This is a genomic window from Alloalcanivorax marinus, from assembly GCF_016785095.1.
GTDB lineage: Bacteria > Pseudomonadota > Gammaproteobacteria > Pseudomonadales > Alcanivoracaceae > Alloalcanivorax > Alloalcanivorax marinus_A.
In genome coordinates, this window is record NZ_JAEKJB010000009.1 from 42,607 (window position 1) to 65,533 (window position 22,927).

The 22,927-nt window shown below is 64.3% G+C and carries 21 protein-coding genes; 6 read left to right on the forward strand and 15 right to left on the reverse strand.

Translation table 11 applies throughout. From position 1 onward, the window contains the following. Positions 1-107: 107 nt before the first annotated feature. From JF515_RS11980 to JF515_RS12025, 10 genes are all read right to left on the reverse strand, one after another. Complete coding sequence (locus tag JF515_RS11980) at positions 108-770, reverse strand: DUF4276 family protein (RefSeq protein ID WP_238401059.1); 663 nt, start codon at positions 768-770, stop codon at positions 108-110. Beyond that, positions 760-2,172, reverse strand: a complete 1,413-nt coding sequence (locus tag JF515_RS11985; protein ID WP_203104652.1) for an AAA family ATPase — start codon at positions 2,170-2,172, stop codon at positions 760-762. The genes JF515_RS11980 and JF515_RS11985 overlap by 11 nt, the downstream gene beginning before the upstream one ends. A gap of 577 nt (positions 2,173-2,749) precedes the next feature. Next, positions 2,750-3,151: a hypothetical protein gene (locus tag JF515_RS11990; protein ID WP_203104654.1), complete on the reverse strand. Its 402-nt coding sequence runs from the start codon at positions 3,149-3,151 to the stop codon at positions 2,750-2,752. Positions 3,152-3,218: 67 nt separating this feature from the next. After that, positions 3,219-4,442: an MFS transporter gene (locus tag JF515_RS11995; RefSeq protein ID WP_238401041.1), complete on the reverse strand. Its 1,224-nt coding sequence runs from the start codon at positions 4,440-4,442 to the stop codon at positions 3,219-3,221. Positions 4,443-4,575: 133 nt separating this feature from the next. Next, positions 4,576-5,850, reverse strand: a complete 1,275-nt coding sequence (gene hpxK / locus JF515_RS12000; protein ID WP_238401042.1) for an allantoate amidohydrolase — start codon at positions 5,848-5,850, stop codon at positions 4,576-4,578. Next, positions 5,847-7,097 carry a pyridoxal-phosphate-dependent aminotransferase family protein gene (locus JF515_RS12005; RefSeq protein WP_203104656.1) on the reverse strand — a complete coding sequence of 417 codons (1,251 nt, stop codon included), beginning with the start codon at positions 7,095-7,097 and terminating at the stop codon, positions 5,847-5,849. Before JF515_RS12005 ends, hpxK begins: the two co-directional genes overlap by 4 nt. Positions 7,098-7,256: 159 nt before the next feature. Then, the gene (locus tag JF515_RS12010; protein ID WP_203104658.1) at positions 7,257-8,102 is read right to left on the reverse strand and encodes a MurR/RpiR family transcriptional regulator; all 846 of its coding nucleotides are present in this window, start codon (positions 8,100-8,102) and stop codon (positions 7,257-7,259) included. A gap of 102 nt (positions 8,103-8,204) precedes the next feature. Beyond that, positions 8,205-9,455, reverse strand: coding sequence for a type II toxin-antitoxin system HipA family toxin (locus JF515_RS12015; RefSeq protein WP_203104660.1), 1,251 nt, complete (start codon positions 9,453-9,455; stop codon positions 8,205-8,207). After that, positions 9,452-9,793: a helix-turn-helix transcriptional regulator gene (locus tag JF515_RS12020; RefSeq protein ID WP_203104662.1), complete on the reverse strand. Its 342-nt coding sequence runs from the start codon at positions 9,791-9,793 to the stop codon at positions 9,452-9,454. Before JF515_RS12020 ends, JF515_RS12015 begins: the two co-directional genes overlap by 4 nt. A gap of 152 nt (positions 9,794-9,945) precedes the next feature. Further along, positions 9,946-11,538 (reverse strand): ABC-F family ATPase, encoded by a 1,593-nt coding sequence (locus JF515_RS12025; protein ID WP_203104664.1) that lies wholly within the window; start codon positions 11,536-11,538, stop codon positions 9,946-9,948. A gap of 180 nt (positions 11,539-11,718) precedes the next feature. On the opposite strand from JF515_RS12025, the gene JF515_RS12030 reads away from it, so the two are divergent. The 5 genes from JF515_RS12030 to JF515_RS12050 are packed head-to-tail and all read left to right on the forward strand — an operon-like array spanning position 11,719 to position 15,782. Beyond that, a complete protein-coding gene (locus JF515_RS12030; RefSeq protein ID WP_203104667.1) occupies positions 11,719-12,351 on the forward strand; it encodes a penicillin-binding protein activator LpoB in 633 nt (210 codons plus the stop codon). Beyond that, complete coding sequence (locus tag JF515_RS12035) at positions 12,335-13,570, forward strand: hypothetical protein (RefSeq protein WP_203104669.1); 1,236 nt, start codon at positions 12,335-12,337, stop codon at positions 13,568-13,570. Before JF515_RS12030 ends, JF515_RS12035 begins: the two co-directional genes overlap by 17 nt. After that, positions 13,567-14,034: a hypothetical protein gene (locus JF515_RS12040; protein WP_203104671.1), complete on the forward strand. Its 468-nt coding sequence runs from the start codon at positions 13,567-13,569 to the stop codon at positions 14,032-14,034. The genes JF515_RS12035 and JF515_RS12040 overlap by 4 nt, the downstream gene beginning before the upstream one ends. Further along, positions 14,031-14,849 (forward strand): hypothetical protein, encoded by an 819-nt coding sequence (locus JF515_RS12045; protein ID WP_203104673.1) that lies wholly within the window; start codon positions 14,031-14,033, stop codon positions 14,847-14,849. Before JF515_RS12040 ends, JF515_RS12045 begins: the two co-directional genes overlap by 4 nt. 21 nt (positions 14,850-14,870) lie before the next feature. After that, positions 14,871-15,782: a hypothetical protein gene (locus JF515_RS12050; RefSeq protein ID WP_203104675.1), complete on the forward strand. Its 912-nt coding sequence runs from the start codon at positions 14,871-14,873 to the stop codon at positions 15,780-15,782. On the opposite strand, the gene JF515_RS12055 is transcribed toward JF515_RS12050, so the two are convergent. The 5 genes from JF515_RS12055 to JF515_RS12075 form a co-directional block, all read right to left on the reverse strand. After that, positions 15,779-17,125, reverse strand: coding sequence for a PepSY-associated TM helix domain-containing protein (locus JF515_RS12055; protein ID WP_203104681.1), 1,347 nt, complete (start codon positions 17,123-17,125; stop codon positions 15,779-15,781). The two genes, JF515_RS12050 and JF515_RS12055, sit on opposite strands and share 4 nt — an antisense overlap. Further along, entirely contained in the window at positions 17,125-19,284 is a 2,160-nt protein-coding gene (locus JF515_RS12060; protein WP_338015210.1) for a TonB-dependent siderophore receptor, read from the reverse strand. Before JF515_RS12060 ends, JF515_RS12055 begins: the two co-directional genes overlap by 1 nt. Before the next feature lie 80 nt (positions 19,285-19,364). After that, positions 19,365-19,790 (reverse strand): hypothetical protein, encoded by a 426-nt coding sequence (locus JF515_RS12065; protein ID WP_203104683.1) that lies wholly within the window; start codon positions 19,788-19,790, stop codon positions 19,365-19,367. 52 nt (positions 19,791-19,842) lie between these two features. Then, a complete protein-coding gene (locus JF515_RS12070; protein ID WP_203104685.1) occupies positions 19,843-20,994 on the reverse strand; it encodes a CaiB/BaiF CoA transferase family protein in 1,152 nt (383 codons plus the stop codon). Continuing rightward, the gene (locus JF515_RS12075; RefSeq protein WP_203104687.1) at positions 20,991-21,803 is read right to left on the reverse strand and encodes a citryl-CoA lyase; all 813 of its coding nucleotides are present in this window, start codon (positions 21,801-21,803) and stop codon (positions 20,991-20,993) included. The genes JF515_RS12070 and JF515_RS12075 overlap by 4 nt, the downstream gene beginning before the upstream one ends. Before the next feature lie 128 nt (positions 21,804-21,931). On the opposite strand from JF515_RS12075, the gene JF515_RS12080 reads away from it, so the two are divergent. Then, positions 21,932-22,834 carry a LysR substrate-binding domain-containing protein gene (locus JF515_RS12080; RefSeq protein WP_203104689.1) on the forward strand — a complete coding sequence of 301 codons (903 nt, stop codon included), beginning with the start codon at positions 21,932-21,934 and terminating at the stop codon, positions 22,832-22,834. Positions 22,835-22,927 lie beyond the last annotated feature (93 nt).

Genomic DNA, 22,927 nt, shown 5'->3' on the forward strand with positions numbered 1-22,927 from the left:
GTTAACATAGCGTAACCTTGCCCCTAATCCTCAGGAGAGCAAGAATGCAATCCCCAACAAACCATTAAACCCACAACATAAATAAAATCAAAAATCGACAAATCACATCAACATAAACAATGATTCAACCACTCTTTAGCAGCCAGACGCATTTCCTTGTCAAATTTCCGGAATGACCTAGAGTTTTTCTTCGCGATATCTGGCCGTATTGCTCTGCAAATATCTCGAGCCGTATTTGGGTTTTTCGTAGTAAGGCCCTTTTTCAAAACACCTTTTATAACAGAACCAGGGTCCTTACTCATTTCATCAACATTCTTCACTTGTTTTATTGTTCGCTCCAAAAGCCCTGCTTGATTCAATGCATCCAGATCAGCAATCATCCAACTTTCAAATTTCTTCACCTGGATAATAACCACCACCTCTTCAGGAGGGAAACGAACTCTCGGGTCATCCTTTATTTTTTTTAGCCACTCATCAGCCCTTTTTTGTAAACTAATCCTGAGCGCAGCACAATCTTCAAAGCCGTGATTCTTGTTACTAACAACATCTTTTAAATCTATGCAAACCACCACTCTAGCAACAGAATGCGTCACCACCAAGTCTGTTAGCTCCGCTTCCAATGACTTCAAAATTCTACCATACCCTTGAGGGCGACTACATGGGGTCCTAGCTGAAACACCTGTTATTCCGTAAAACAGGGCATTAAAAGAATTGTACTCCCCTTTTCCTTCAACGATAAAACCAACAGGAAATTGATATTTAAAAGCCATCACCAGGAACCCCCTTAAGCAGCCCCTTGACCCAAAGACGACCAACATCGCCCATGTCAATAAATTCCATATTAGAAACCAACTGATCCAGTCTAAATATTTGCGTACCTTGATCAAAACAGCGACTCGCCACCAAAACCTCACCCGGATCGACAGACTCTAGGACCTGCTGAGAGTGTGTGGTAACAAAAACCTGCAAGCCCTTCCTTTTAATAGCTCTTCTTATATGGCTTATAAGACTGGATACCGCCCAGGGATGGAGATTCTGCTCTGGCTCCTCAATTATTAGAATAGCCCCCTCCGGCGCCCCCTCAACAGCTGCCAATATAGAGACAGCTCTCAAGGTACCATCAGAGGTATCCCAAGACTCAACTCGTCTTTCACTATTTTTTTCCTCAAATTCTATGTATTGCTTCCCAGTAGCAAGCGTGGAGGTCTCGAGATCAACGATATGAGGGGCGATTTCACTTATAGTCTCAAAAATCTCACCCCATACAGCATCATCAGTTTCATCTTTCAGTGCTTTTATAACACTAGGCAAATTACTACCATCACCATAAAGCCCACTAGAAAACTGCGCCTTCTGCTCAAGCCTTATATTAGATAGCAATATATCGAATCTTGAAATCTTGGAGACAACATCCAGAAACCTCCCATAGGAAGGAAAGAGGAAAGATGTCCCACCCAATTCAAAAAAGCTTCTCGAACAGTACTTCCTAATCCTTTCTGACTTACTTATTTTCCCCTGATCCCCAAAAGACCTCTTCATCATCTCGTCAAATTTATCCTGCCAATCATCGGCATCAACCAAAAAGTCTATCCCCAGCCCCTTAAAAATCTTTCCTCGATTATCTTCCGTAAGCTCTCCCAGTTTTCTATATCGAACCTTGCCAGTCTTTGTTTTCTCAAAAACCAGCTTGAAAGATCCAGCAGAAAAAACCTCTTTACTTACGTTATTATTTTCTTTACCTGCGCCATAAAAAAATGCACCCAAAACCTCAAGACTATCTAGCCTTATCTTTTCTTTATTGACAACAACCTCATCAGGCTTGGGAAAATTAAGTTCTATTGAATGAAACACAGTTGGATTCTTTAAATTCTTCGTTTTATCATTATTAGGCCACGGAGACCCCAAGTCTATTTCATATTCAATGGTTACATTCTGATCTTTTATTTCATCTTCTGCATAGCGGCGAGGCACTATAGACCCACCCCATCCTTGGTTTGCTACCGCAGCAGTTGCGCCATAGTTTTTTATATCCGCTATCATCTCAATAGCCTTGACCAAATTGGACTTTCCTGATCCATTAGCGCCAACCAAAACATTGAACTCACCAAATTCTATCTTCTGACTCAATATACTCTTGAAATTTTTTAAATTTATCGACTTCAGTCTCTTCATTTCGGCCACCAAAATAAAATATCTTCATCAAACGAAAAAATTAATCATAAATTCCATACCCCCCCGCTGCGAAAATAAAAATATTCTTATATAGTCAACCACATATAAGACCAAGGCTGTTTTCATACGAAAAACCGAACATACTCAAGACCTGGTATACATACCGTCCAGATCAGCTTGGGATATCAGATCGTTCACCGCAGAAAGACATACCGACGGATATACGGGAGCGACGTACTGGTGTCACAATCATTTTCAAATCATCGCGCTGACCCAGACGGCGCTCACCGGGCTTCATATTACGGAGGGTGCCGAGGTTTGGGATCACCGTCGCCATGCGGTTTATCCCCCGTGCGGAGCCCAGTCCGGGCCTAGGTAATCAGACATCCGTTTCCCCTTTTATCCCCTTATTAGCCGGGCTCTCCAGGCCGGCTTTTTATGTGAAACAGTTCCGAATTTACCTGTGCCGCAAATAAATGCAAGACAAGGAGGACATCAAGCAAAGAGCTTATTTGTCCCCTTTTTATTGGTTGCTCTGGCTCGCAGGTTTAGCCGGCACACACCGGGTCTCTTGATGTCAGGCACGATCCAGCGCCCGCCAGGCCTGGGTTTCGGCCTCCTCGGCGTCGGCGAAGACCTGGAAGCGCAGCCCCATGGCGGCGCTGAGGCCTGCGGTTTGTTTTTCGGCTTTGGGTTGTTGGGTGGGGTCGGTGAGCACGGTGAAGATGCCCCGGCAGCAGGCGGCGAGGCGCGGGCTGTTGGCCTTGAACCAGAGCATGCGGGCTTTGTCGTCCTCGGTGCGCTTCTGGTTGCCGCCGGCGCTGTTCTGGATGATCAGCACGAAGGGTTGGCCGTGTTCGATCAGGGTTTCCAGATCGTCGATGAGGGCGCGGCCGTGGGCCGGGCGCCAGTCCGTGGCGTCCAGGTACACAAGGGGAAAATCATCGGGGTCCAGCAGTTTGAGGGCGGGAGCGGGCATGGCGGCGGGTCCTGGTCCGTGGATGCATGAACCCGTTTGGACGCGCCATATCGAGAATGGTTCGCATCTAAGCCTGATCCATTGCCAGCCGTAGCGGATAGTGCCGGGCGTAGCGGCGCGGGTTGAAGCGCAGCGCCATGGCGATGAGCAGCACGTAGAGCGCGCCCAGCCCGATCCAGGCCAGGGCGAAGTCGCCGAGGCGGTCGCGGATCAGGCCGGCGAGGAAGGGCGAGAAGGCGGCGATGAGGTAGCCGATGCCCTGGACGATGCCGGCCAGGGCGCCGGCGATTTCGGCGTTGTCGTGGTGGTCCATGGCGACGATCAGGCTGAGCGGGAAGAGCCCGCCGATGCCCAGGCCCAGGAGGGTGGCCACTAGCAGCGGCGAGCCCAGGGGCCAGCCGGCCAGCAGGATGAATCCGGCCAGGGCGCTGGCAAGTACCAGCAGCAGCGCAGGGCGGCGGTCCGGGCTTTTCAGGACCAGGGGCGGCAGCAGCAGGCCGGCCACCACTTCCATGGCGGTGAGAAAGCCGAGCAGGCCGCCGGCCTGGCTGGGGCTGAAGCCACGGGCCACGTAGTACGGCGGCAGCCAGGCGAGCACACAGGTGTAGCCGGCGGTGCCGAGGCCGAAGAACAGGGCCAGGGTCCAGGTGCGCGGGCGGCGCCAGAGACCGGCGGTGGAGGCGGCGTTGCCCCGGGCCGGGGGCGCGCCGAACACGGCCCTGCCCCGCCACCAGGCCAGCAGGGCGAGCACCGCGAGCAGGGCCCACACCGCCAGGCCGGCGCGCCAGCCGCCGGCCTGGGTGGCCAGCGACGGCGCCAGGGACGAGGCCAGGGCGGCGCCGGCCATGACGGCGGCGATGTACCAGCCCATGACCAGGGCGGTGTAGCCGCCGGAGCGGTGTTTGATCAGGGCCGGCAGGCGTACCTGCAGGAAGGCGATGCCGAAGCCCGCGACCAGGGCGGTGAGCATCAGGCCGGCCAGGGTTTGGTTGGCCAGGCGGGCCAGGTCCGCCAGCAGGATCATCAGCAGCGAGGCCACCACCAGGACCGGATCGCCGAAGCGACGCGCCAGGCCACCGCCGAGAAAGCAGCCGGCGGCCATGGCCAGCACCGGCAGGGTGGTGAGCAGGGCCAGGCCGGTATAACTGGCCCCCAGCTCTGCCTGGATGCGGTCGGCCAGGGGGCCGACGGCGGCCATGGAGGGCCGCAGGTTCAGGCCCACCAGTACGGCCACGGTGATCATGCCGGCCAGGGCGCGGCGCGGTAGCGGCGCCGGGGTTGGGGTGGTCATGGTGCTTCCTCGCTGGGTGAAAGAGCGGGAAGTCTGGGACCTTAAGCGTGGTTCAGGTCAAGCCTGTTGTATCGGATCGATCACGACGAAAGGCGGTGGGTCGCGACTGAAGCGGTACGCCGCCCGGTCGCTCCTACGGGCTCCTTGGGGAGTGGGTGGCTACATCGGTGGCGGCCTGGGTGTAGGCGCGAATAGCCTGGGCCACGTCCTCGGTGGTGACGGACTCGGCCGGGTGGTGGCTGATGCCGCCTTTGCAGCGCACGAACAGCATGGCCACCGGCCAGTGGTCGGCCAGGGCGATGGCGTCGTGGCCGGCGCCGCTGGGCAGGTGGGGGGCGCTGCCTTGCACGTCCGTGACGGCGTTGGCCAGGTGTTGTTGCAGGCTGGTGTCGCAGGCGGTGGCGGCGATGCGGTAGAACTCGTCCGCGTCGAAGGTCAGGCCGCGGCGTTCGGCAATGGCGTGGGCGCGGGCCAGCAGGTCTTCGAGCAGGGCTTCCAGCGGTTCTTCCTCCGGTCCACGGATGTCCAGGCTCAACCGCGCCTGGCCGGGGATCACGTTGACCGCTCCCGGTTTGCACTGCAGTGCGCCCACGGTGGCCACCCGGTCCTGGCCGGCCGCCCGGGTGGTCCGCTCGATCTCGGTCATCCATTCGGCGGCACCGGCCAGAGCGTCGCGGCGCTGGCCCATGGGCACGGTGCCGGCGTGGCCGGCCTGGCCGGTGAAGGTGCAGTTGAGTCGGCGGGCGCCGTTGATGGCGGTGACCACGCCCAGGGCCAGGTCGGCCTGTTCCAGGCAGGGGCCCTGTTCGATGTGCAGCTCCAGGTAGGCGGCGATCTCGCCCAGCGGGCGGGCGGCGTCGCTCAGTCGGTGCGGGTCGAGGCCGAAGTCGCGCAGGGCATCGACGACGCGGGTGCCCTGCTCGTCCTCCTTCTCCAGCCACTCCCCCGGCCAGGTGCCGGCCAGGCCACGGCTGCCCAGCAGGGTGATGCCGAAGCGGGTGCCCTCCTCGTCGCCGAAACCCACCACTTCCACGGCCAGGGGCAGGCGCCGGTTTTGCTGGTGCAGGTGGCGCACGGTTTCGATGGCGGTGAGCACGCCGAGCATGCCGTCGTAGCGGCCGGCGTCGCGCACCGTGTCCAGGTGCGAGCCGAGCAACAGCGCCGGGGCGTCCGGGGTGGTGCCTTCGTAGCGGCCGCAGATATTGCCGACGCTATCCTGCCACACGGTCATGCCCGCTTCGCGCATCCAGTCGCCGGTGAGGGCGTTGGCGCGCTGATGCTCCGGCGACAGGTAGACGCGGGTCAGGGCGTCCGGGGTTTCGCTGAGGGCCGCCAGTTCATCGCAGTGGGCCATCACCCGCTCGGCGGCGGCGCGGGCCTGGTCCGGGGTCATCGCGGCGGCGCTCATGAGGCACCGCCGGCTTGCTGGTCGTAGTAGTCCCAGGCGGCCTGGGCGGCGGCGCCCTGGGGGGCGCGGAAGCCGAGACGGTGCAGCACCGCTTCCAGGGCGGTGAGGGTTTGCAGCACGCAGTCCTTGCGGGCGTTGTAGCCCATGGTGCCGATGCGCCAGATCTTGCCCTGCAGCGGGCCGAAGGAGGTGCCGATCTCGATGCCGAAATCATTGAGCAGCAGGCCGCGCACCTGTTCACCGGGAATGCCGTCGGGAATGCGCACGCACAGCACATTGTTCATCTTGTGGTTGAGATCGCCGAAGGTTTCCAGGCCCATGCCCTGGACGCCGTGGAGCAAGGCGGCGCCGTGCAGGGCGTGGCGGGCGATGGTGTGGTCCAGCCCTTCCTGGAGGATCAGCCGGGCGCATTCGCGGGCGGCGAACAGCATGCTGGTGGCTTCGGTATGGTGGTTGAGGCGTTCCGGGCCCCAGTAGTCCATCACCATGCCCAGGTCGAAATAATTGGAGGCGATCATCTCGTCCTCGCCGTCCTGGTGGGCTTCGGTGCGAATGCCCTGCTCCACATGCCTGCGGCGGCGGATCACTTCTTCCATGTTCGGCCCCAGGGTGACCGGGGCGCTGCCGGAGGGGCCGCCCAGGCATTTCTGCAAGCCGGCGGACACCGCGTCCAGGCCCCAGGCGTCGGTTTCCAGAGTATTGCCGCCGAAGGAGGCGGTGGCGTCGGTGTAGAACAGCACGCCGTGGCGGCGGCAGATGTCGCCCAGCTCCGCCAGCGGTTGCAACTGGCCGGTGGAAGTATCGCCCTGCACGGTGAGCAGCAGCCGGGGTTTGACGCGCTTGATGGCGTCCTCGATGGCCTGGGGTTCGAACACTTCCCCCCAGGGCACCTCGATGCTGTGCACCTCTGCCCGGCAGCGGCGGGCGATCTCGCAGAGCAGATGGCCGAAGCGCCCGAACACCGGCACCAGCACCCGGTCGCCGGGGCGGATCGCCGACACCAGGATCGCCTCGATGCCGGCCCGGGAGGTGCCGTCCACCAGCATGGTCCAGCGGTTTTCGGTACGGAACAGGGCCCGGTAGAGCGCCATCACCTCGTTCATGTAGCCGGTCATGGCCGGGTCGTACTGGCCCACCAGTTGGGCGGCCATGGCGCGCAGTACCCGGGGGTCCGCGTTGATCGGGCCGGGCCCCATTAGCAGACGGGCCGGTGGGTTGATCTGGTCGAACTGGCTGATGTCCAGCATGGCGTCCTCTGTGGGGGTAGCGGCATCGCGGCTGAAGCCGCTCCTACAACAAAGTGGGTGGCGGCTCGGATTAAAGAAACAATAGTTTCAATAATACACACAAGAAACGATTGTTCCAACGCTTGTGGCGGGAAAGCCGTGGGCCGCCGGGCGGCGCCGCTAGGGGGAGGGTTTTTCCAGTTCGCCCAGGTCGTCGTAGAGGTCGGTGATTTCGTGGATGCGCCGGCGGCCGACGGCCAGTGCCTGGTGCAGCACCGCGTTGGCCAGCAGGCTGGCCAGGCTCATGGCGGCGGCGTAGCTGTCGAAGGCGGACAGGCTGTCCAGCGGCACCGGGAAGGGCCAGCGGGCCAGGGCCGTGAGCTCCCGGGCTTCCGGTTCGCACAGCAGCAGCACCGGCACCTGCCGCTGCTTGAGGTTTTTCAGCAGCGGCGCCATCAGCCGGGGCCGGCGGCGGAACGCCGCCACCACCACCACGTCGTCCGGGGTCAGGTCCACCAGTTCTTCCGCCAGGGTCTGCCCCGGCTGCGGCGCCAGACGCACCCGGCCACGGGCCTGAATCAACTGCTGGCGCAGGTGCAGGGCCACCGGGTAGGCATTGCGCTGGCCGATGATCAGCACCTGGCCGGCGGTGGCCAGGGCCGCCGCCGCCTCCCCCAAACGAGTGGCGTCCAGCCCGGCCAGGCAGCGGTTCAGGTTGGCCAGTTCCTGCTGGTAATGGCGGGCCGGCAGGGTGTCGCCGTCCGCCAGGGTGCGGGCGTCCGCCAGCGGCACGCCGCTCTGGCGCAGGGCGCGCAGCTCGTCGCGCAGGGCCTTGTAGCCGCTGTAGCCGAGGCGTTTGAACAGGCGGCTGACGGTGGGCTTGGAGGCGCCACTCAGCCGCGCCAGCTCGGCGCTGTTGTAGCTGATCAGGTCGTCGTAGTGGTCGAGGATAAAGTCCGCCACCCGGCGCTCCTGGGGGGACAGGCTTTGGTAGTGGGCGCGCAGGCGCTCATCCAGTGATTGCATCGGGTTCTCTGAAACGGTGGCCGTGAAACCTTTGTTTCAGGGAACCCTAACACAGGTTCCGCCGGGAGCGCCCAAGCAAATGTTATCGGGCACCGTGCCTGGTCAAAGACGGAAGTCGTCGTGGAGCGCGCGCCAATGGGCCCGCAGCGTTTTTTTATGACCTTCGTCCATGGGCAGTTCATCCAGCGCCGCCGGCCAGAGAGTTCGCGCTTTCTCCATGACCTCCAGCAACACCGGCCGGATCGCGCGCCAGGGCACCCCGGCTTTCAATGCCCAGGCCTGAAAATGCACCAGCGTCAGTTCGTACCAGGATTTGGTCTTGCCCAGGTTCAAGGCGAACTCGCTCTCGTTGGCGATATAGGCCCGGGTGGTGACGATGTCATAGGCAGGGGCGAGGATGGGCGTCCGCCGGTCCTGGTACAACAGGCTCCAGTTCTTCAGATGGGCATCGCCGTTAGCCAGAAGCGCGTTGCTCAACAGGCGCCGGGCAAGCTGTTGAACATCCGTCAGCGCCTGCCCGGAATACTGATACAGGATACGACCAATCTGTTCGTAGTTGGCGGACCGGTATTTTTCGTGGGCGTACTTGACCAGAACCTGGGCGAAGTCCTCCATGTGGATTCGCTCCGCGCCGTCGCGGTCGAAACGGCGGATGGCGAACGCCAGTTCTTCATCGGGCAGGTTGATATCGGGAAGGTTGTCCAGTTTATCCAGCGACACCAGTCGAATGTCCGGAATCTCCACGCCGACCATCGCGGCCAGCGTCATGGCGCTGTATTCGTTCTCGGGAACCCGACGATGAGCGGTCGAGGGTGTCTTGATAATCCAATCACCCAGTTCATCGCCGACCGCCACGTTGAAACGGCCATCCCGCTCCTTCATGGAAAACTTCATTTGCACGCCGGCCAGCGAGAATTTTTTTTCGCCCTTCCCCGGCACCAGCGTCAAAGGCGCGACCTTACCCAACGCCGCTTTCAGCCCCGGCGGCAGATCATCCGGATCGGCGGGCTCGGCAACGAGGGCACCGGGCAGATCAGCACCGAGATAAGCCATCATCTCGAATTCATTGTTCTCGTGAATCTTGAGCGATTGCGCGATGAAGGCCCGCAACGCCCCTTCCGGGAGCAGGTTGGACAACACCGGGTGAAGCCTCTGCCGGGTCACCCAGGGTGTGGACAATAATGGCTGCGAGTTTGGGAAGACAGGGCTGGTGATCAAGCTAAGGGTCGGGCGAAGCGGATCGTCCCGGAAGCCGGCATCGAAGGCCAGGATATTGCGACCGTCCCTGGCCCCCACCAGATAACCCACCAGGCGGCCATGCAACGAAAGCGCAAGGACCCGGGCCTCGTTCATGGGTCGTCGTCCAGAAGCCCCGCCCACGGGTCCTCGACGATGGACAGGGTGGGCTTGCCGACTTGGCCATACACTTCGCTTTGGGTCAACCGCCCCTTGCCGTCCAGCAATTTGCCGTCCAGCAATGCCCGCACCTCAAGGAGTTTTTCCCTGGGAATAAGCATCACTTCACTGTCCAACCCTTTGGCGACCAGCTCCAGGGTGTCCAGGCGGGGGTTACCCTTGGCTTCCAGGTACTGATATTGCTGCCGGAGCATGCCAATCCGTTGGCCCATGTCCTCCTGGCGCAAGCCGAGCGCCTTACGGCGCTGTTTGATCTGCTGACGGAGAGAAGCCATAAAAGCGTCTCCTGGGTTGCTTTCTGCTTAATAAGAAATATATAGGTTTCTTATTACATATCAAGCAATTTAATTATTGCTTTCCAAAAAGCAGAGAGGCAAGAATCGCCAAAAGCAATTCATGAATTGCCTATCAAACACTTTCCAGCCGCTTACGCCACGCCCTGGCTCTTCAGGTAGTCCTCGTAGCTGCCGTGGAAGTCGACGATGCCGGTGGGGGTCAGCTCGATGATGCGGGTGGCCAGGGACGACACGAATTCCCGGTCGTGGCTGACGAACAGCAGCGTGCCGGGGTAGTTTTCCAGGGCCAGGTTGAGCGACTCGATGGACTCCATGTCCAGGTGGTTGGTGGGCTCGTCGAGCAGCATGATGTTGGGGCGCTGCAGCATGATCTTGCCGAACAGCATGCGGCCCTGCTCGCCGCCGGAGATCACATCCACGGTTTTGTTGATCTCCGTGGAGGAAAACAGCAGCCGGCCCAGGGTGCCGCGAATCACCTGTTCGTCGTCGCTGGGTTTGCCCCATTGGCTCATCCAGTCGAACAGGTTCAGCTTCTGCTCGAAATCCGCGGCGTGGTCCTGGGCGTAGTAGCCCAGGGTGGCGTTCTCGGACCATTTCACCTCGCCGGCGCTGGGGTCCAGGTCGCCCACCAGGCAGCGCAGCAGGGTGGATTTGCCGACGCCGTTGGGGCCGATGATGGCGATGCGCTCGCCCACTTCCACGCGCAGGTCCAGGCCGGAGAACAGCTCCTCCTCGTCAAAGGATTTGGCCAGCCCTTTTACTTCCAGGGCGTTGCGGAACAGTTTCTTGTCCTGCTCGAACACGATGTAGGGGTTCTGGCGGCTGGACGGTTTGATCTCTTCCAGCTTGATCTTGTCGATCTGCTTGGCGCGGGACGTGGCCTGCTTGGATTTCGACGCGTTGGCGGAGAAGCGGCTGACGAACTGCTGAAGGTCGGCGATCTGCGCCTTCTTTTTGGCGTTGTCGGCGCGCTTGCGCTCCAGGGCCTGGGTGGCGGCGGTCATGTACTCGTCGTAATTGCCCGGGTAAACGCGCAGCTCACCGTAGTCCAGATCCGCCATGTGCGTGCACACGCTGTTCAGAAAGTGGCGGTCGTGGGAAATGATGATCATGGTGCACTGGCGCTGGTTGAGCACGTCTTCCAGCCAGCGGATGGTGTTGATGTCCAGGTTGTTGGTGGGCTCGTCCAGCAACATGATGTCCGGGTCGGAAAACAGCACCTGGGCCAGCAGCACGCGTAGCTTCCAGCCCGGCGCCACCTCGCTCATGGGGCCGAAGTGCTGCTCCACGGGAATGCCCACGCCGAGCAGCAGATCGCCGGCGCGGGATTCGGCGGTGTAGCCGTCCAGCTCGGCGAACTCCGCTTCCAGCTCGCCGGCGCGGATGCCGTCTTCCTCGCTCATCTCCGCCTTGGCGTAGATGGCGTCGCGCTCTTCCTTCACCGCCCACAGTTCCTCGTGGCCCATGATCACGGTGTCCACCACCGAGTACTGCTCGTAGGCGAACTGATCCTGACGCAGCTTGCCGACCCGCTCGTTGGGGTCCTTGGACACATTGCCGGCGGACGGCTCCAGATCGCGCCCGAGAATCTTCATGAACGTGGACTTGCCGGAGCCATTGGCGCCGATCAGGCCGTAGCGGTTGCCGTCACCGAATTTCACGGAAACGTTCTCGAACAGCGGCTTGGCGCCGAACTGCATGGTGATGTTGGCGGTGGTGAGCAAGGTTGGAGTCCAGCCAGGTAAGGAATGGGGGGTCAAAAAGCCGGCGGAGTATGGCACAGCGGCCGCCCCGGGTCACACCGGCCGGGCCTTATACCCCATATGGGGCATGCCGCCGATGCGCGGCCTGTCTAGCATCCTCCCTGACCCTTCCCCCAACACGAAGACGACGAGAGGCGGAGCATGACGATCCGGACCCTGAGCGCGGCGGCGGTGGCCGTGGCCCTGCTGGCGGGCTGCGCGCCCAGCCAGGTGGACAATGTACGTGGCCAGGCCACGGTGTACGAAGACCCGCAGTCCGCCGGCCGGGTGCAAGGCGTGGGCATCGAATCCCAGGACGTGGTGGCGATGACCGACGAAATGATGCGCGACATGCTCGCCAACCAGATTCTGGCGGCCCGCGCCACGCCGCCGCGCATCATCATCGACAACGAATACTTCCGTAATGAAAGCAGCTCGATCATCAACACCAACCTGCTTACCGACCGGCTGCGGGTGGAGCTGAACCGGGCCGCCAACGGCCGCATGGTGTTCGTGGGCCGCCACTACGCGGACATGGTGGAGAAGGAACGCCAGCTCAAGCGCGACGGCGCCGTGGACGGCGGCACCATCCGCAAGACCCAGGCCACCGCCGGCGGCGATTACCGGCTGGGCGGGCGCATCGCCTCCCTGGACGCCATCGACCGGAACACCCAGACCCGCTCCCGCTACCACCAGGTGACCTTCGAGATGGTGGATCTCGAGCTCGGCACCATCGTCTGGAGCGGCGCCTACGAAATGCGCAAGGCGGCCCAGGACAATGTGCTCTATCGCTAAACGGGGCGCGGCGGCACTGGTGGCGGCCTCGCTGCTGGGTGGCTGCGCCACCGGCCCCACCCAGTACCAGACCCGTGACCTGTCCGCCGGGCAACAGGACCTGGTGGCGGACAAGCCCGCCGAGCTTCAGCCCCTGTACCGGGAGCTGTTCGAGGAGGGCCGCCGCAACGAAGTGCTCAACCTGATGGAAATCGGCGCCGCCGCCTGGCGCACCGGCCATTACGATCTGGCCCGCGCCGCCCTGGACGAAGCGATCCTCAATATCGAGAGCGTCTACGCCGACAACGACGCGGCGCGGCGGGCCCGCAGCCTGTGGTACGAGGAAGGCGAGAAGGACTTCAAGGGCGAGCCCTATGAACGGGCCATGGTGTTCTATTACCGGGGGCTGCTGTTCCTGCGCGATGGCGATTACGGCAACGCCCGGGCCAGCTTCCTGAGCGGTTTGCTGCAGGACGCCTTCGCCGAGGAAGAACAACACACCACGGATTTCGCCTCGCTGATCTTCCTGGCCGGCTGGGCGGCACGGCTGGATGGCAACGCCACCCTGGCCGAACGGCATTTCCAGGAATACCGGCTGTTCCGCCCGGACGGGCCGATCCCGGAGGCCGGCGACAACCTGCTGGTGGTGGCGGAAACCGGCAGCGCCCCACGCAAGCTGGCCGACGGCGTCGGCCACTACCAGTTGGTGTACCGGCGCGGCAAGAACATCCGCGCTCACGGCGCCCGCCTGGCCGGCGATGACTCCCAGCCGCTGTTCCCGGCGGAGGACGTGTTCTTCCAGGCTTCCACCCGGGGCGGGCGCACCGTGGACCGCATCATCGAGGGCCAGGTGCGCTTCAAGAAAAACACCCAGGCCACCGGCGACGTGCTCACCGCCGCCAGCCAGAACAGCGCCGTGGCCGGCCTGAGCGCCGCCGCCGGCGGCGCGGTGGCCGCCGGCTTCCACACCATCACCGCCATCGGCGTGGCGGCGGAGGGGCTGTCCGCCCGTTCGCGCACCCGCGCCGACACCCGTTACTGGCACCGCCTGCCGGACGGCCTGCATCTGGCCACCGTGCACCATGCGCCGGCGGACGGCCCGCTGCGGATACGCTTCCTGGACCAGCAGGGCCAGCCCCTGGCCGGCGCCGACCAGGAAGCCCCCGTGCATTTCGATGACCACGGCAACGGCCTGGCCTTCGCCAGCCATCGCCCCCCGGAGGAAGGAACCGCGCCATGACCGCGAAGCCCTTTTTTATGCCCAACCTGTTTATGGCCGCCCTGTTGCTGGGCGCCGCGCTCATCACCGGCTGTCAGTCGGGCATGAGCAAGAAGGAATACCAGCAGCGCACCGAGGACCACGGCTACAACACCGTGCTGTTCACCGACTACGACCTGAACCGCGACTTCAAGGACGGCCTGATCGGCCCCAACAAGGTGATCCGCCTGACCAGCACCGGCCATGGCATCCAGCGCACCGACACCGGCACCTCCCAGGTGTGGGTGGAGCTGCGCAACCACACCGACTACGACTACCGGGTGGAAGCGCGCACCCGCTTCTACACCGAGGGCGGCATGCCCACGGACGCGGAGCCGGTGTGGCGGCGGCTGACGGTGCCCGCCAACGGCAACGCCGTATACCGGGAAAAATCCGTCGGCACCGAGCGGCTTCAATACGTCGTGGAAGTGAGGCAGACCCGATGAAAGCGCCCGGCTTACTGGCCCTGGTGCTGATCAGTGGCCCCGCCCTCGCCGCTTCGGACCATGACGCGGCGCCCATGATGGCCCCCGCCCAGGCACCGCTCACCGAAGAGGCCTACCGCGAAGGCCAGGGGCCGGAAGGCCGCCAGGGGCAGCCCGAAGCCATCCTCGCCGCCTTTCGCCAGCGCTTCGACGCGCCCCGCATCGCGGTGCTGTGGAATCGGGCCCTGCCGGACCGGGTCAGTGACTGGTACGGCCACTACCGCGCCAGCCTCGGCCAGAGCGCCTCGATCAGCGGCCAGGCCAACGGCGAGACCGTGGACCTGAAAGGCCGGGCCAGCGCCGGCGCCCAGGCGGAAACCCGTGGCCCGCGCCCGGCGGTCACCGGCCCCGGCGCCGCCTTCGAACTTCAGGACGGCCTGATCAGCGCTTTCCAGGAAGGCGGCGCGCGGGTGATCGACCAGAGCCTGGCCCAACGCCTCACCGACAACGCCCTGGAGGACGGCACCTTCTCACGGCTGTCGCCGGACCGGGCGCGGCTGGAAATGCGCGCCCTGGCGGAGCACGCCGACTACGTGCTGGAACTCACCGCCGGCCCGCGCTTCGAGGACCAGCCCAGCTACCGGGTGCGGGTGCTGGCCACCGACAACGCCCGGGTACTGACCACCTTCGTGACCAGTGGCCGGCCCCCGGAGGAACAGCGCGACTACCAGTGGGTGGCCACCGCCAACGGGTATCAGAAACGGGACAAGCCACTGGCCCTGGCTGAAGTGGGCCGCGAGCTGGCCCTGCGCACCATGGAAAAAATGAACAAATAAATGAACCACCAAGGAACGACGATGACCGTACGCCTTTTCCGATTGCTCCATTGCCTGCCGGCTGTCCTCCTGCTCGCCCAGTTGAGCGGTTGCGCCACCACCCCGCCAATGGCGCCGGGCGCCATCGGCGCCAGCCTCCATGCCCAGGACGGCTACCCGACCATCATGGCGATTTTCTCCGGCTCGGTGGCGGAACAGAACGGCGAACTCAAACCCGGTGACCGGATTCTGGCGGTGGCCTCGCCGCCGGAGGCGGAACCGGTGTCCCTGTATGGCTACGGCCCCACCCAGGCGGCCAGCGTTATCCGTGGCCAGCCGGGCACCCCGGTGCGGCTGCGGGTGCGGAGTGGAAACGACGGCCCGGTGCGCGACCTGGTGATGATTCGCGGCTACCAGGGCCGCGCCAGCGCCGAGACGCTGATGGCGGCCCGGGCCACGCCGGCCCGGCAGGACCAACCCGCGCCGCCCGTGGCCGGCCAGCCCGTGCCGGCGGCCCCGAGCCTGGTGATCACCGGTAACGGCGGCGCCTACCTGAGCCCCTATACCAGCGACGGCGTCGCCGCCGAATGGGTGGACAAGGCCATCAACGCGCGCATGGGCGCGGCCACCGGTTCCGCCCTGGGCACCGCCGCCGGTGCCTACGCCGGCCGCAAGCTGATGGAAAAGGTCCCCGGTGGCGGTCTGCTGGGCAGTTTCTTTGGCGGCAGCGCCGGTTCCAAGATCGGTAAAAGCACCGGCCGCGACACCGCCATTCAGGCCTCCGGTGGCTGGGACTACATCCGTGCCACCTCGGACCTGTCGTTCCGCTCGGTGGACGACATGGCCCGCTGGCTGATCAGCGAACACGGCGACAACGCCACCTTCGCCGAGGTGATCAAGGCCACCTCGGCGGTGTATCCGGACCTGCAGCCGGCCCTGGCCCGGGCGCGCTAACGCGCCCCGGACCGGGCCGCCAGCGCCACCAGACAGCGGTCCACGATCAGCACCAGCAGCAGACTGAGCCCCGCCAACGGCAGCAGCGCGAGCACCACCACCAGCAGCGGCACCAGGGTACGGGCGCGCACCGGCGGCGCGGCGGGGGCGCCGAAACCGCCCACCGGGCGCCGCCGCCACCACATCACCAACCCGGTGATCACCAGGGCGACGATGGCCACGCACGCCAGCAGCATGACGACCTGGTTGGCGCGCCCGAAGTAATTGCCCATGTGCAGGGCGACGCCGTATTCCACCGCCTTGGCGATGGCGCCGTATTCCGCGAAGCCGGTATCCACCAGCACCCTCCCCTCGCTGTCCAGGTGCAGAGTGCGCTGCCCCTGGGGACGCGCCGGGTAGGTGTAGGCGCTATAGGGCTCGCCGGCCTCGGCGGGGATGGACAACCGGTAGGCCAGCGGCAAACCGTGGTCGGCCAGAGCCCGGTGCACCCGGTTGATGGCCGCCACGGAGGTGTCCGGCGCCGCGCCCAGGGCGTGATGATGATGATCGTGGACGGGCTCGGGCACCGCCGGCAGCGGCGCCTGCTGAAGCGCCCAGGGCGCTTCCCCCAGCGTATCCAGCAACGTCTTGCCACTGCCACCGTCGTGATGCCGCAGCTGTGGCGGGTAACCCATCCCCAGAGCGTTGCTCACCGGTGTCAGCACCCGGTCGCCCCAGAAACCGGCCCAGGGCAGCCCGGTGACGATCAGGAACACGATCAGCAATGCGGCGTACACGCCGGTGAGGCGGTGCACCTCCCGCCACCGGGCCCGGCCCCGGCGGCGGCGAAAGCGGAACCCGCCGCCACGACCGCGCGGCCACCACAGATACAGGCCGGTCACCACCAGAATCAGCGCCCAGCTGGCGGCCAGCTCCACCAGGGCATCGCCGCCCTTCGCCAGCAACAACGAGCCGTGCATCCGGTCGGCGAAGCCCACCAGGGTATGGCTGTACACGTAGTCGCCCAGCACGGCACCGTCGGAGGGGTCCACGAACACCCGCAACGGCTCGCCCTGCTTCGGGGTCACGAACAGCTCGGCGCTGCGCCCCGGTTGCACCGGCATGTCGATGCGGGTGACGGTGGCGTCCGGGTAGCGGGCACGCACCGCCGCCACCAGATTCCCGGCGGGCTGAATCATGGTGCCGCCGGGCGCGAAACGCAGTTGCGGGTAGAGCCAGTCGTTCAGTTCATCATTGAACAGGTAGATGGCGCCGGTGACCGAAAGGATCAGCAGGAACGGGGCGGTGAACAGCCCCGCATGGAAATGCCAGCGCCACGCCGTGGCGTAGCCGTTGGCCGCCATCAGAAGCGCCCGGTCCAGCCGATCTCCACGGTGCGCGGCTCGCCGATGTAGACCTGGGTGGCGCTGTAGCCGGACCAGTCCGCGTAGAACTCGTCGGTGAGATTGCGGCCACGCAGGGTCAGGGTGCCGTCGGCCAGCGGATAGCTGATCCAGGCGTCCACCAGGGTGCGCTCGTCGATCCGGTATTCATTGGCGGTGCTGGTGTAGAAATCGCCGCTGTAACGCACCGCGCCGCCCAGGGTCAGCGGCAGGGCCGCCAGCGTATAGGCGCTGCTCAGGTTGGCGGTTTTCTCCGGCACATTGGTGAGCCGGTTGCCGGACAGATCCACGCCGCCGGCGCCCAGCAGCTCGTCGTATTCCGCATCGTTGTAGGCGCCGTTGAGATTCACCCACCAGCGCTCGTGGGGCCGCAGGGTCAGGTCCACTTCCACGCCCTCTGCCCGCAGGCGGCCGCCCTGCACGGACAGGGCGGGATTGGCCGGGTCGCGAGTAAGTATGTCGTCCTGATCCAGGCGATACAGCGATACCGTCAGAGTGGCGCGGTCATCCAGCAAGGCCGCGCGGCTGCCCACTTCCACGGCCCGCCCCTTGCTCAGATCAAACTCCACGTTGCTGGCGCGGCTCAACAGCAACCCGCTCACCGGCACCGCCGCCCGGTTGTATTGGGCGAACACCTGCACCTGGTTGTTCAGGTCATGGACCGTGCCCAGCCGCCAGGACAGATCCTCGTAGGTCTGCCCGAAGGTCTCCCGGGTGCCGGCGGCCAGGTCGTCGATGCCACGGTCCAGGTCCAGGTACTCATAACGGAGGCCACTGACAATGACCCAGTTGGGGGTCAGGTTGAGCGCGTCCTCCAGGAACAAGGCGCCGCCGGAGACCTGGCTGTCGTAGTCCGCCCGGGAGCCATAGTTGGCGTCGGTATTGGGCGGCAGGTAACCGCGATCCGGGTCGAATGGGTCCACCGAGCTGGTGGCGCCGAACCGGCGCCGGCTGTCGAAGTCGGTGTACTGGTATTCGGCGCCCACCGCCAGGCGGTGGCGGCGCTCGCCGAGCCGGCCATCATAAACACCGTAAAAGCGATCGGTGGCGAACCGGTGATGGTGGTTGATGCGCGTGGTGCCGCGATCCAGTTGCCCGGTGGCATCGTTGTAGCTGAAGTCCTCGGAGTTGGCCCAGTCCCGGTTGGCGTTGTAGAGGCTCAGTTCGTTGATCAGCCTCCACCGGTCGCTGAGCTGGTAGTCCGCCTTGGTGCGCAGCCACTGGCTGTCGGCGGTCATCTCGCCGTCGCGCACGTTGTAGTTGTTGTCCCGCATCGATTCATCCAGCACCAGCCCGCCACCGGACACCACGTCGCTGGGGTCGCGGGCCACGCTGGCCGGCACCAGCGGCGTACCCTGGTAGGGGGTGGCGTAGCGGTCGCTGTACAGATCCACGGCGGCGCTCAGGGTCAACCGGTCGGTGGCCTGGACCAGGATGCCGGTGGTCAGAGCGGTGGTTTCCGAGTCGGTGTCGTCCACGTAGCCGTTGCTCCGGCCGTGGCTCAGGTCGGCGCGCACCGCCACGTTCGGGTTGACCACCCGGTTGGCGCCGACCCCCAGACGCAGGCTGTCATGGCTGCCGTATTCGATCATGCCGTCCACGCGATCACCGGCCAGGCTCGGCTTACGGGTCACCAGATTAATAGTGCCGCCCAGGGCGCCGCTGCCGTGCAGCACGGACGCCGGCCCCTTGAGGATTTCCACCTTTTCCAGATTCCAGGTATCCAGGTTGCGCGACACCATGGACGGGTCCGCCACGCGCACGCCATCGAACAGATAACCCACATCGGTGAGGCCGCGCATGGACACCGACGCCGGCGAGCCGGGAATATTGCCGGCGGCCACGCCGGGGGCGCTGCGGTACAGCTCGATCAGATTGCGCAGGCCCAGTTGTTCGATGTCGTCCCGGTCCACGGTGTTCACCGTGGCCGGGGTTTCCCGCTGGCTCAATCCGAGAAGGCCGTCGGTAGTGGTCGGTGTCACCGGGGCATCGGCCTGGTCCGCCACCTCCACGGCTTGCAGCCGATGTTCCGGGGTTTGCGCCCCGGCGAAGCCGGGCATGAACAGGGACAGAGCAAGAAAGAGGCCGAGGCGGTCGGCGCGGGCGGGCGGGCGAAACACGGCATACTCCAGACGTGAATATCGCGCGCCAGCCTAGCGATCGGCGGCGGAAAGGAAATGCGGCGTTTTGTCGCGGCGGCTCAGGCGGCCGGGTCGGGGAGCACGATCTCCACCAACTGCCGCTGCACCGGCTTGCCCGGCTCGGTGAAGCGGAACCCGCCCACCTCGGTGCGGCCCGGCTCCAACTGCAGCTCGGTGTGCATGCGCCGCCGCAGGGTCGGCTCCACCCGGTCATCGAACTGGGTGATGTCCAGTTCATACAGGGTGGGGCCGAGGCGGCGGATATCGATGCGGTGATCCTCGCCCTCGCTGCGCCAGCGGGTGCGGGTGCCGGTATTGCGCAGTTCGACCACCATCACGGCGGTGCCGTCCCGGTCTTCATGCAGGATGCGCAGGTCATCGTGCCAGGGGGCCGGCACGCCAGGCAGCAGGCCGCCGCGCCAGGCGGCGACCAGGGACAGGATCAACAGGCCGACGATGGCCAGGAATCGGAAGGGGCGTTTCATGCCGGCAAGCTTCCCGGTTCCCGGTCATCGATGCAAGTGGCGACGGGCCGGATCAGCCCTCCTTCACCAGCCGCGACCGGGCCGCCGAGCGCAGCGCCTCGTCGTAATCGCCCAGCTCCGGCGGCGCGGTCACGGTGAGCGGCGGCTGGTGGTCGAAGCTCACCGGCGAGCGCACCGTGCGCCATTCGCCACCGGCCGGGTGAGGCGCGTTGATCTCCAGCTGCAGGTGGCGGGCCTGGGGGTCGCGTAGCGCCTCGCTGCTGTCGTACATGGGCGCGTGGGGCACGTCCTCCTGTTCCAACCGCTGGCACCAGGTGGCCCGGTCCCGTTGCTTGAAGCGCTCCCCCAACAGCTCGATCAACTGCTCCTGATGCTCGATGCGCTTCTCCCGGCTGCTGAAGCGTTCATCGCGCAGCAGGTCCGGCTGGTCGATGGCGTTGGCCAGGCCCTGCCAGAATTTTTCCGGCGAGGACATGTGCAGCGCGATCCACTTGCCATCGCCACACTCCAGCACATAGGACTGGGACACGCTGGGGCGGCTGTAGGGGGTCATCACCTCGCCCTCGGCGAAGTAATGGGTAAAGGCATCCAGGTTGAAGTGGCACATGGCTTCCAGCATGGACACGTCCACCGCCCGGCCCCGGCCAGTGCGATGGCGTTCATGGAGCGCGCCGAGAATACCGTAGGCGGCGTAGAAGCCGGTCAGCGCATCGGCCATGGCCGGGCCCACCACGCGCGGATTCTCCGGGTTGATCAACAGCCCCAGAAAACCGCTGGCGGCCTGGGCCACGGTGTCGTAGGCCGGGCGGCCGGCGGCCGGTCCATCCTGGCCGAAACCGCTGATCGAGCAGTAGATCAGCTTCGGGTTAATGGCGCGCAGACGCTCCTCGCCGGCGCCCAGGCGCTCGGCGGTGCCGGGGCGGAAATTCTGGATGTAAACGTCGGCGTCGGCGATCAGCTGATCGAACAGCGCCAGGTCCTCCGGCTCCTTGGTGTTGAGCGTGACGCTGCGCTTATTGCGGTTGTAGGTCTGGAAATGGGGACTGTAGAGGCCGCCCTTGAAAGCGCGGAACGGATCGCCGCTGCCCGGCCTTTCCACCTTGATCACTTCCGCGCCCAGGTCCGCCAGCAACATGCCCGCGTTGGGCCCGGTGATAAAGGTGCCCTGCTCGATCACCCGTACTCCTTCGAGAACCTTGATCATGAGCCTTGCTCCTCGAAACCGGCGGGCACCTCGCCCTGGTATTCCACTTCCCGGGACGCCTGATAGGACAGCGCGAAGCCGATGGAGTGGTTCATTTCCTCGAACAGGTGGGCGATCAGGCCGGCGCTGCGGGCCAGAATCGGCACCCCGCGCAAAGCCTTGAGCGGGAAGTCCGCGCCCAGCAGCACCGCCGGAATCGCCGCCGACACGTTCAGCCGCAGGTCCTTGCCCACCACGTCCGGAATCACCCGCTCCACCGCCTCGGCGATCTCCACGTAACGCTGGCCGGCGCCGGCCTCGCTGGAGGTTTTGAACAGCGCCGCCACGCGCGGGTCACGGGCCTTGTGCAGGGGGTGGCCATAGCCGGGAATGGCGCGTTTGGCGGCGCGGTACTCGGACACCACCGCGTGGGCGGCCCGGTCCAGGTCCTCGCCCTGCTCCCGGGCGCGCCGGTCGATGGCGTCGAACAGTTCACCGGCCTGTTGCGCGGCGCCCAGGATCACCGAGCCGCAGCCCAGCAACCCGGCGGCCACCGCGCCCTGCACCGCCTCCGGCGCCGCCGCGTAGGTCATGCGCGCCGCCTGCACGCTGGGCACCAGGCCGTGCTCGGCGATAGCCACCAGGGTGGCGTCCAGCACCGCCCGGGTGGCCGGCGTGGTCTGGCGGCCGGTAAGCAGCAGGTAGAAATAATCGGTGAAGGACAGCTTGCCGATGGCGTCCTGGCACAGGTCCAGGCCGCGCACCACGATGGTGTCCTGGTTGGAGGTACAGATGGCGGTCTTGGGAACCGTTTCCTTACCAATCTTCATTATTCTGATCCATCCGATGAGTGACATTTCAACAAAGCGTAGAAGGGGGCTATAGTTGTTGAAAGTGATAAATATCCATAAAAATGATCGATGGCATCACTAGTCCACACAGACGGTAGAAACGCCCCATGGAACTCCGACACCTGCGCTATTTCGCCGCCCTGGCGGAAACCCTCAACTTCACCCGCGCCGCCGAGAAGTGCCATGTCACCCAGTCCACCCTGTCCCACCAGATCAAGCAGATGGAAACCGAGCTGGACACCCGCCTGTTCGAGCGCATCGGCAAGCGGGTGGTGATCACCGAGGCCGGCGACACCTTCCTGAGCCGCATCATGCCGGCCCTGCAGCAGATCGACGGCGCCGTCAGCACACTCCACCAGCCCTCCGACGCGGTGCAGGGCGAGGTGCGCGTGGCGGTGATCCAGAGCTTCAACACCCGTCTGGTGCCGGCCTGCATCTCCGCCTTCCTGGACCGCTACCCGGCCCTGCGCATCAAGGTGGAGGAGCTGCCCCAGCACCGCATCGTCGAGCGACTCAAATCCGGCGACCTGGATCTCGGCATCGCCTACCGGCCGCCGGACGACCAGGACCTCTGGTTCGAACCGCTCTACAACGAGGAAATGGTGCTGGTGGTGGCCGACTGGCATCCCTTCGCCAGCCGCAAGCGGGTGCGCATGGTGGAACTGAACAACCTGCGCATGACCCTGCTGCCGCCGCAGTACTCCACCCGCCAGTTGATCGACGAACACTTCCGCTCCGCCAACGCCCAGCCCCAGGTGGTGGTGGAGCTGGATTCCATCGGCGCCATGATCCAGCTGATCCGTAAATCCGAGCTGGCCGGCATCGTCGGCGAGATCGCCATCGCCGACACCGACGGCGTCAGCGTGGTGCCCCTGGAAAACCCGACGCCGATCCGCACCCCGGGCTTGCTGTGGATGCGTGGCGGCGGCGTACCCGCCGCCAGCCAGGCGTTCGCCAAACAGATCCGGCGCGTGCTCAAGGACACCAGGCCTCGTGACGAAACGCCCTGAACGCGGCGCGCCTCCCCCTCACATCTCCTCTCCATCCTCCTGATCGGCACCCCGAGGGCCTGCCGGCCGATCATCGACCCCATCGTTGATAAC

What these genes read in the sequence shown, in the direction of transcription:
- JF515_RS12070 (WP_203104685.1), bottom strand. Translation starts at nt 20,994, where the DNA reads ATGATCAAGGTTCTCGAAGGAGTACGGGTGATCGAGCAGGGCACCTTT.
- JF515_RS12040 (WP_203104671.1), top strand. Translation starts at nt 13,567, where the DNA reads ATGACCGCGAAGCCCTTTTTTATGCCCAACCTGTTTATGGCCGCCCTG.
- JF515_RS12010 (WP_203104658.1), bottom strand. Translation starts at nt 8,102, where the DNA reads ATGCAATCACTGGATGAGCGCCTGCGCGCCCACTACCAAAGCCTGTCC.
- JF515_RS12080 (WP_203104689.1), top strand. Translation starts at nt 21,932, where the DNA reads ATGGAACTCCGACACCTGCGCTATTTCGCCGCCCTGGCGGAAACCCTC.
- JF515_RS12015 (WP_203104660.1), bottom strand. Translation starts at nt 9,455, where the DNA reads ATGAACGAGGCCCGGGTCCTTGCGCTTTCGTTGCATGGCCGCCTGGTG.
- JF515_RS12020 (WP_203104662.1), bottom strand. Translation starts at nt 9,793, where the DNA reads ATGGCTTCTCTCCGTCAGCAGATCAAACAGCGCCGTAAGGCGCTCGGC.
- JF515_RS12045 (WP_203104673.1), top strand. Translation starts at nt 14,031, where the DNA reads ATGAAAGCGCCCGGCTTACTGGCCCTGGTGCTGATCAGTGGCCCCGCC.
- JF515_RS12030 (WP_203104667.1), top strand. Translation starts at nt 11,719, where the DNA reads ATGACGATCCGGACCCTGAGCGCGGCGGCGGTGGCCGTGGCCCTGCTG.
- JF515_RS12075 (WP_203104687.1), bottom strand. Translation starts at nt 21,803, where the DNA reads ATGAAGATTGGTAAGGAAACGGTTCCCAAGACCGCCATCTGTACCTCC.
- JF515_RS11990 (WP_203104654.1), bottom strand. Translation starts at nt 3,151, where the DNA reads ATGCCCGCTCCCGCCCTCAAACTGCTGGACCCCGATGATTTTCCCCTT.
- JF515_RS12065 (WP_203104683.1), bottom strand. Translation starts at nt 19,790, where the DNA reads ATGAAACGCCCCTTCCGATTCCTGGCCATCGTCGGCCTGTTGATCCTG.
- JF515_RS11995 (WP_238401041.1), bottom strand. Translation starts at nt 4,442, where the DNA reads ATGACCACCCCAACCCCGGCGCCGCTACCGCGCCGCGCCCTGGCCGGC.
- JF515_RS12055 (WP_203104681.1), bottom strand. Translation starts at nt 17,125, where the DNA reads ATGGCGGCCAACGGCTACGCCACGGCGTGGCGCTGGCATTTCCATGCG.
- JF515_RS11985 (WP_203104652.1), bottom strand. Translation starts at nt 2,172, where the DNA reads ATGAAGAGACTGAAGTCGATAAATTTAAAAAATTTCAAGAGTATATTG.
- JF515_RS11980 (WP_238401059.1), bottom strand. Translation starts at nt 770, where the DNA reads ATGGCTTTTAAATATCAATTTCCTGTTGGTTTTATCGTTGAAGGAAAA.
- hpxK (WP_238401042.1), bottom strand. Translation starts at nt 5,850, where the DNA reads ATGAGCGCCGCCGCGATGACCCCGGACCAGGCCCGCGCCGCCGCCGAG.
- JF515_RS12035 (WP_203104669.1), top strand. Translation starts at nt 12,335, where the DNA reads ATGTGCTCTATCGCTAAACGGGGCGCGGCGGCACTGGTGGCGGCCTCG.
- JF515_RS12005 (WP_203104656.1), bottom strand. Translation starts at nt 7,097, where the DNA reads ATGCTGGACATCAGCCAGTTCGACCAGATCAACCCACCGGCCCGTCTG.
- JF515_RS12050 (WP_203104675.1), top strand. Translation starts at nt 14,871, where the DNA reads ATGACCGTACGCCTTTTCCGATTGCTCCATTGCCTGCCGGCTGTCCTC.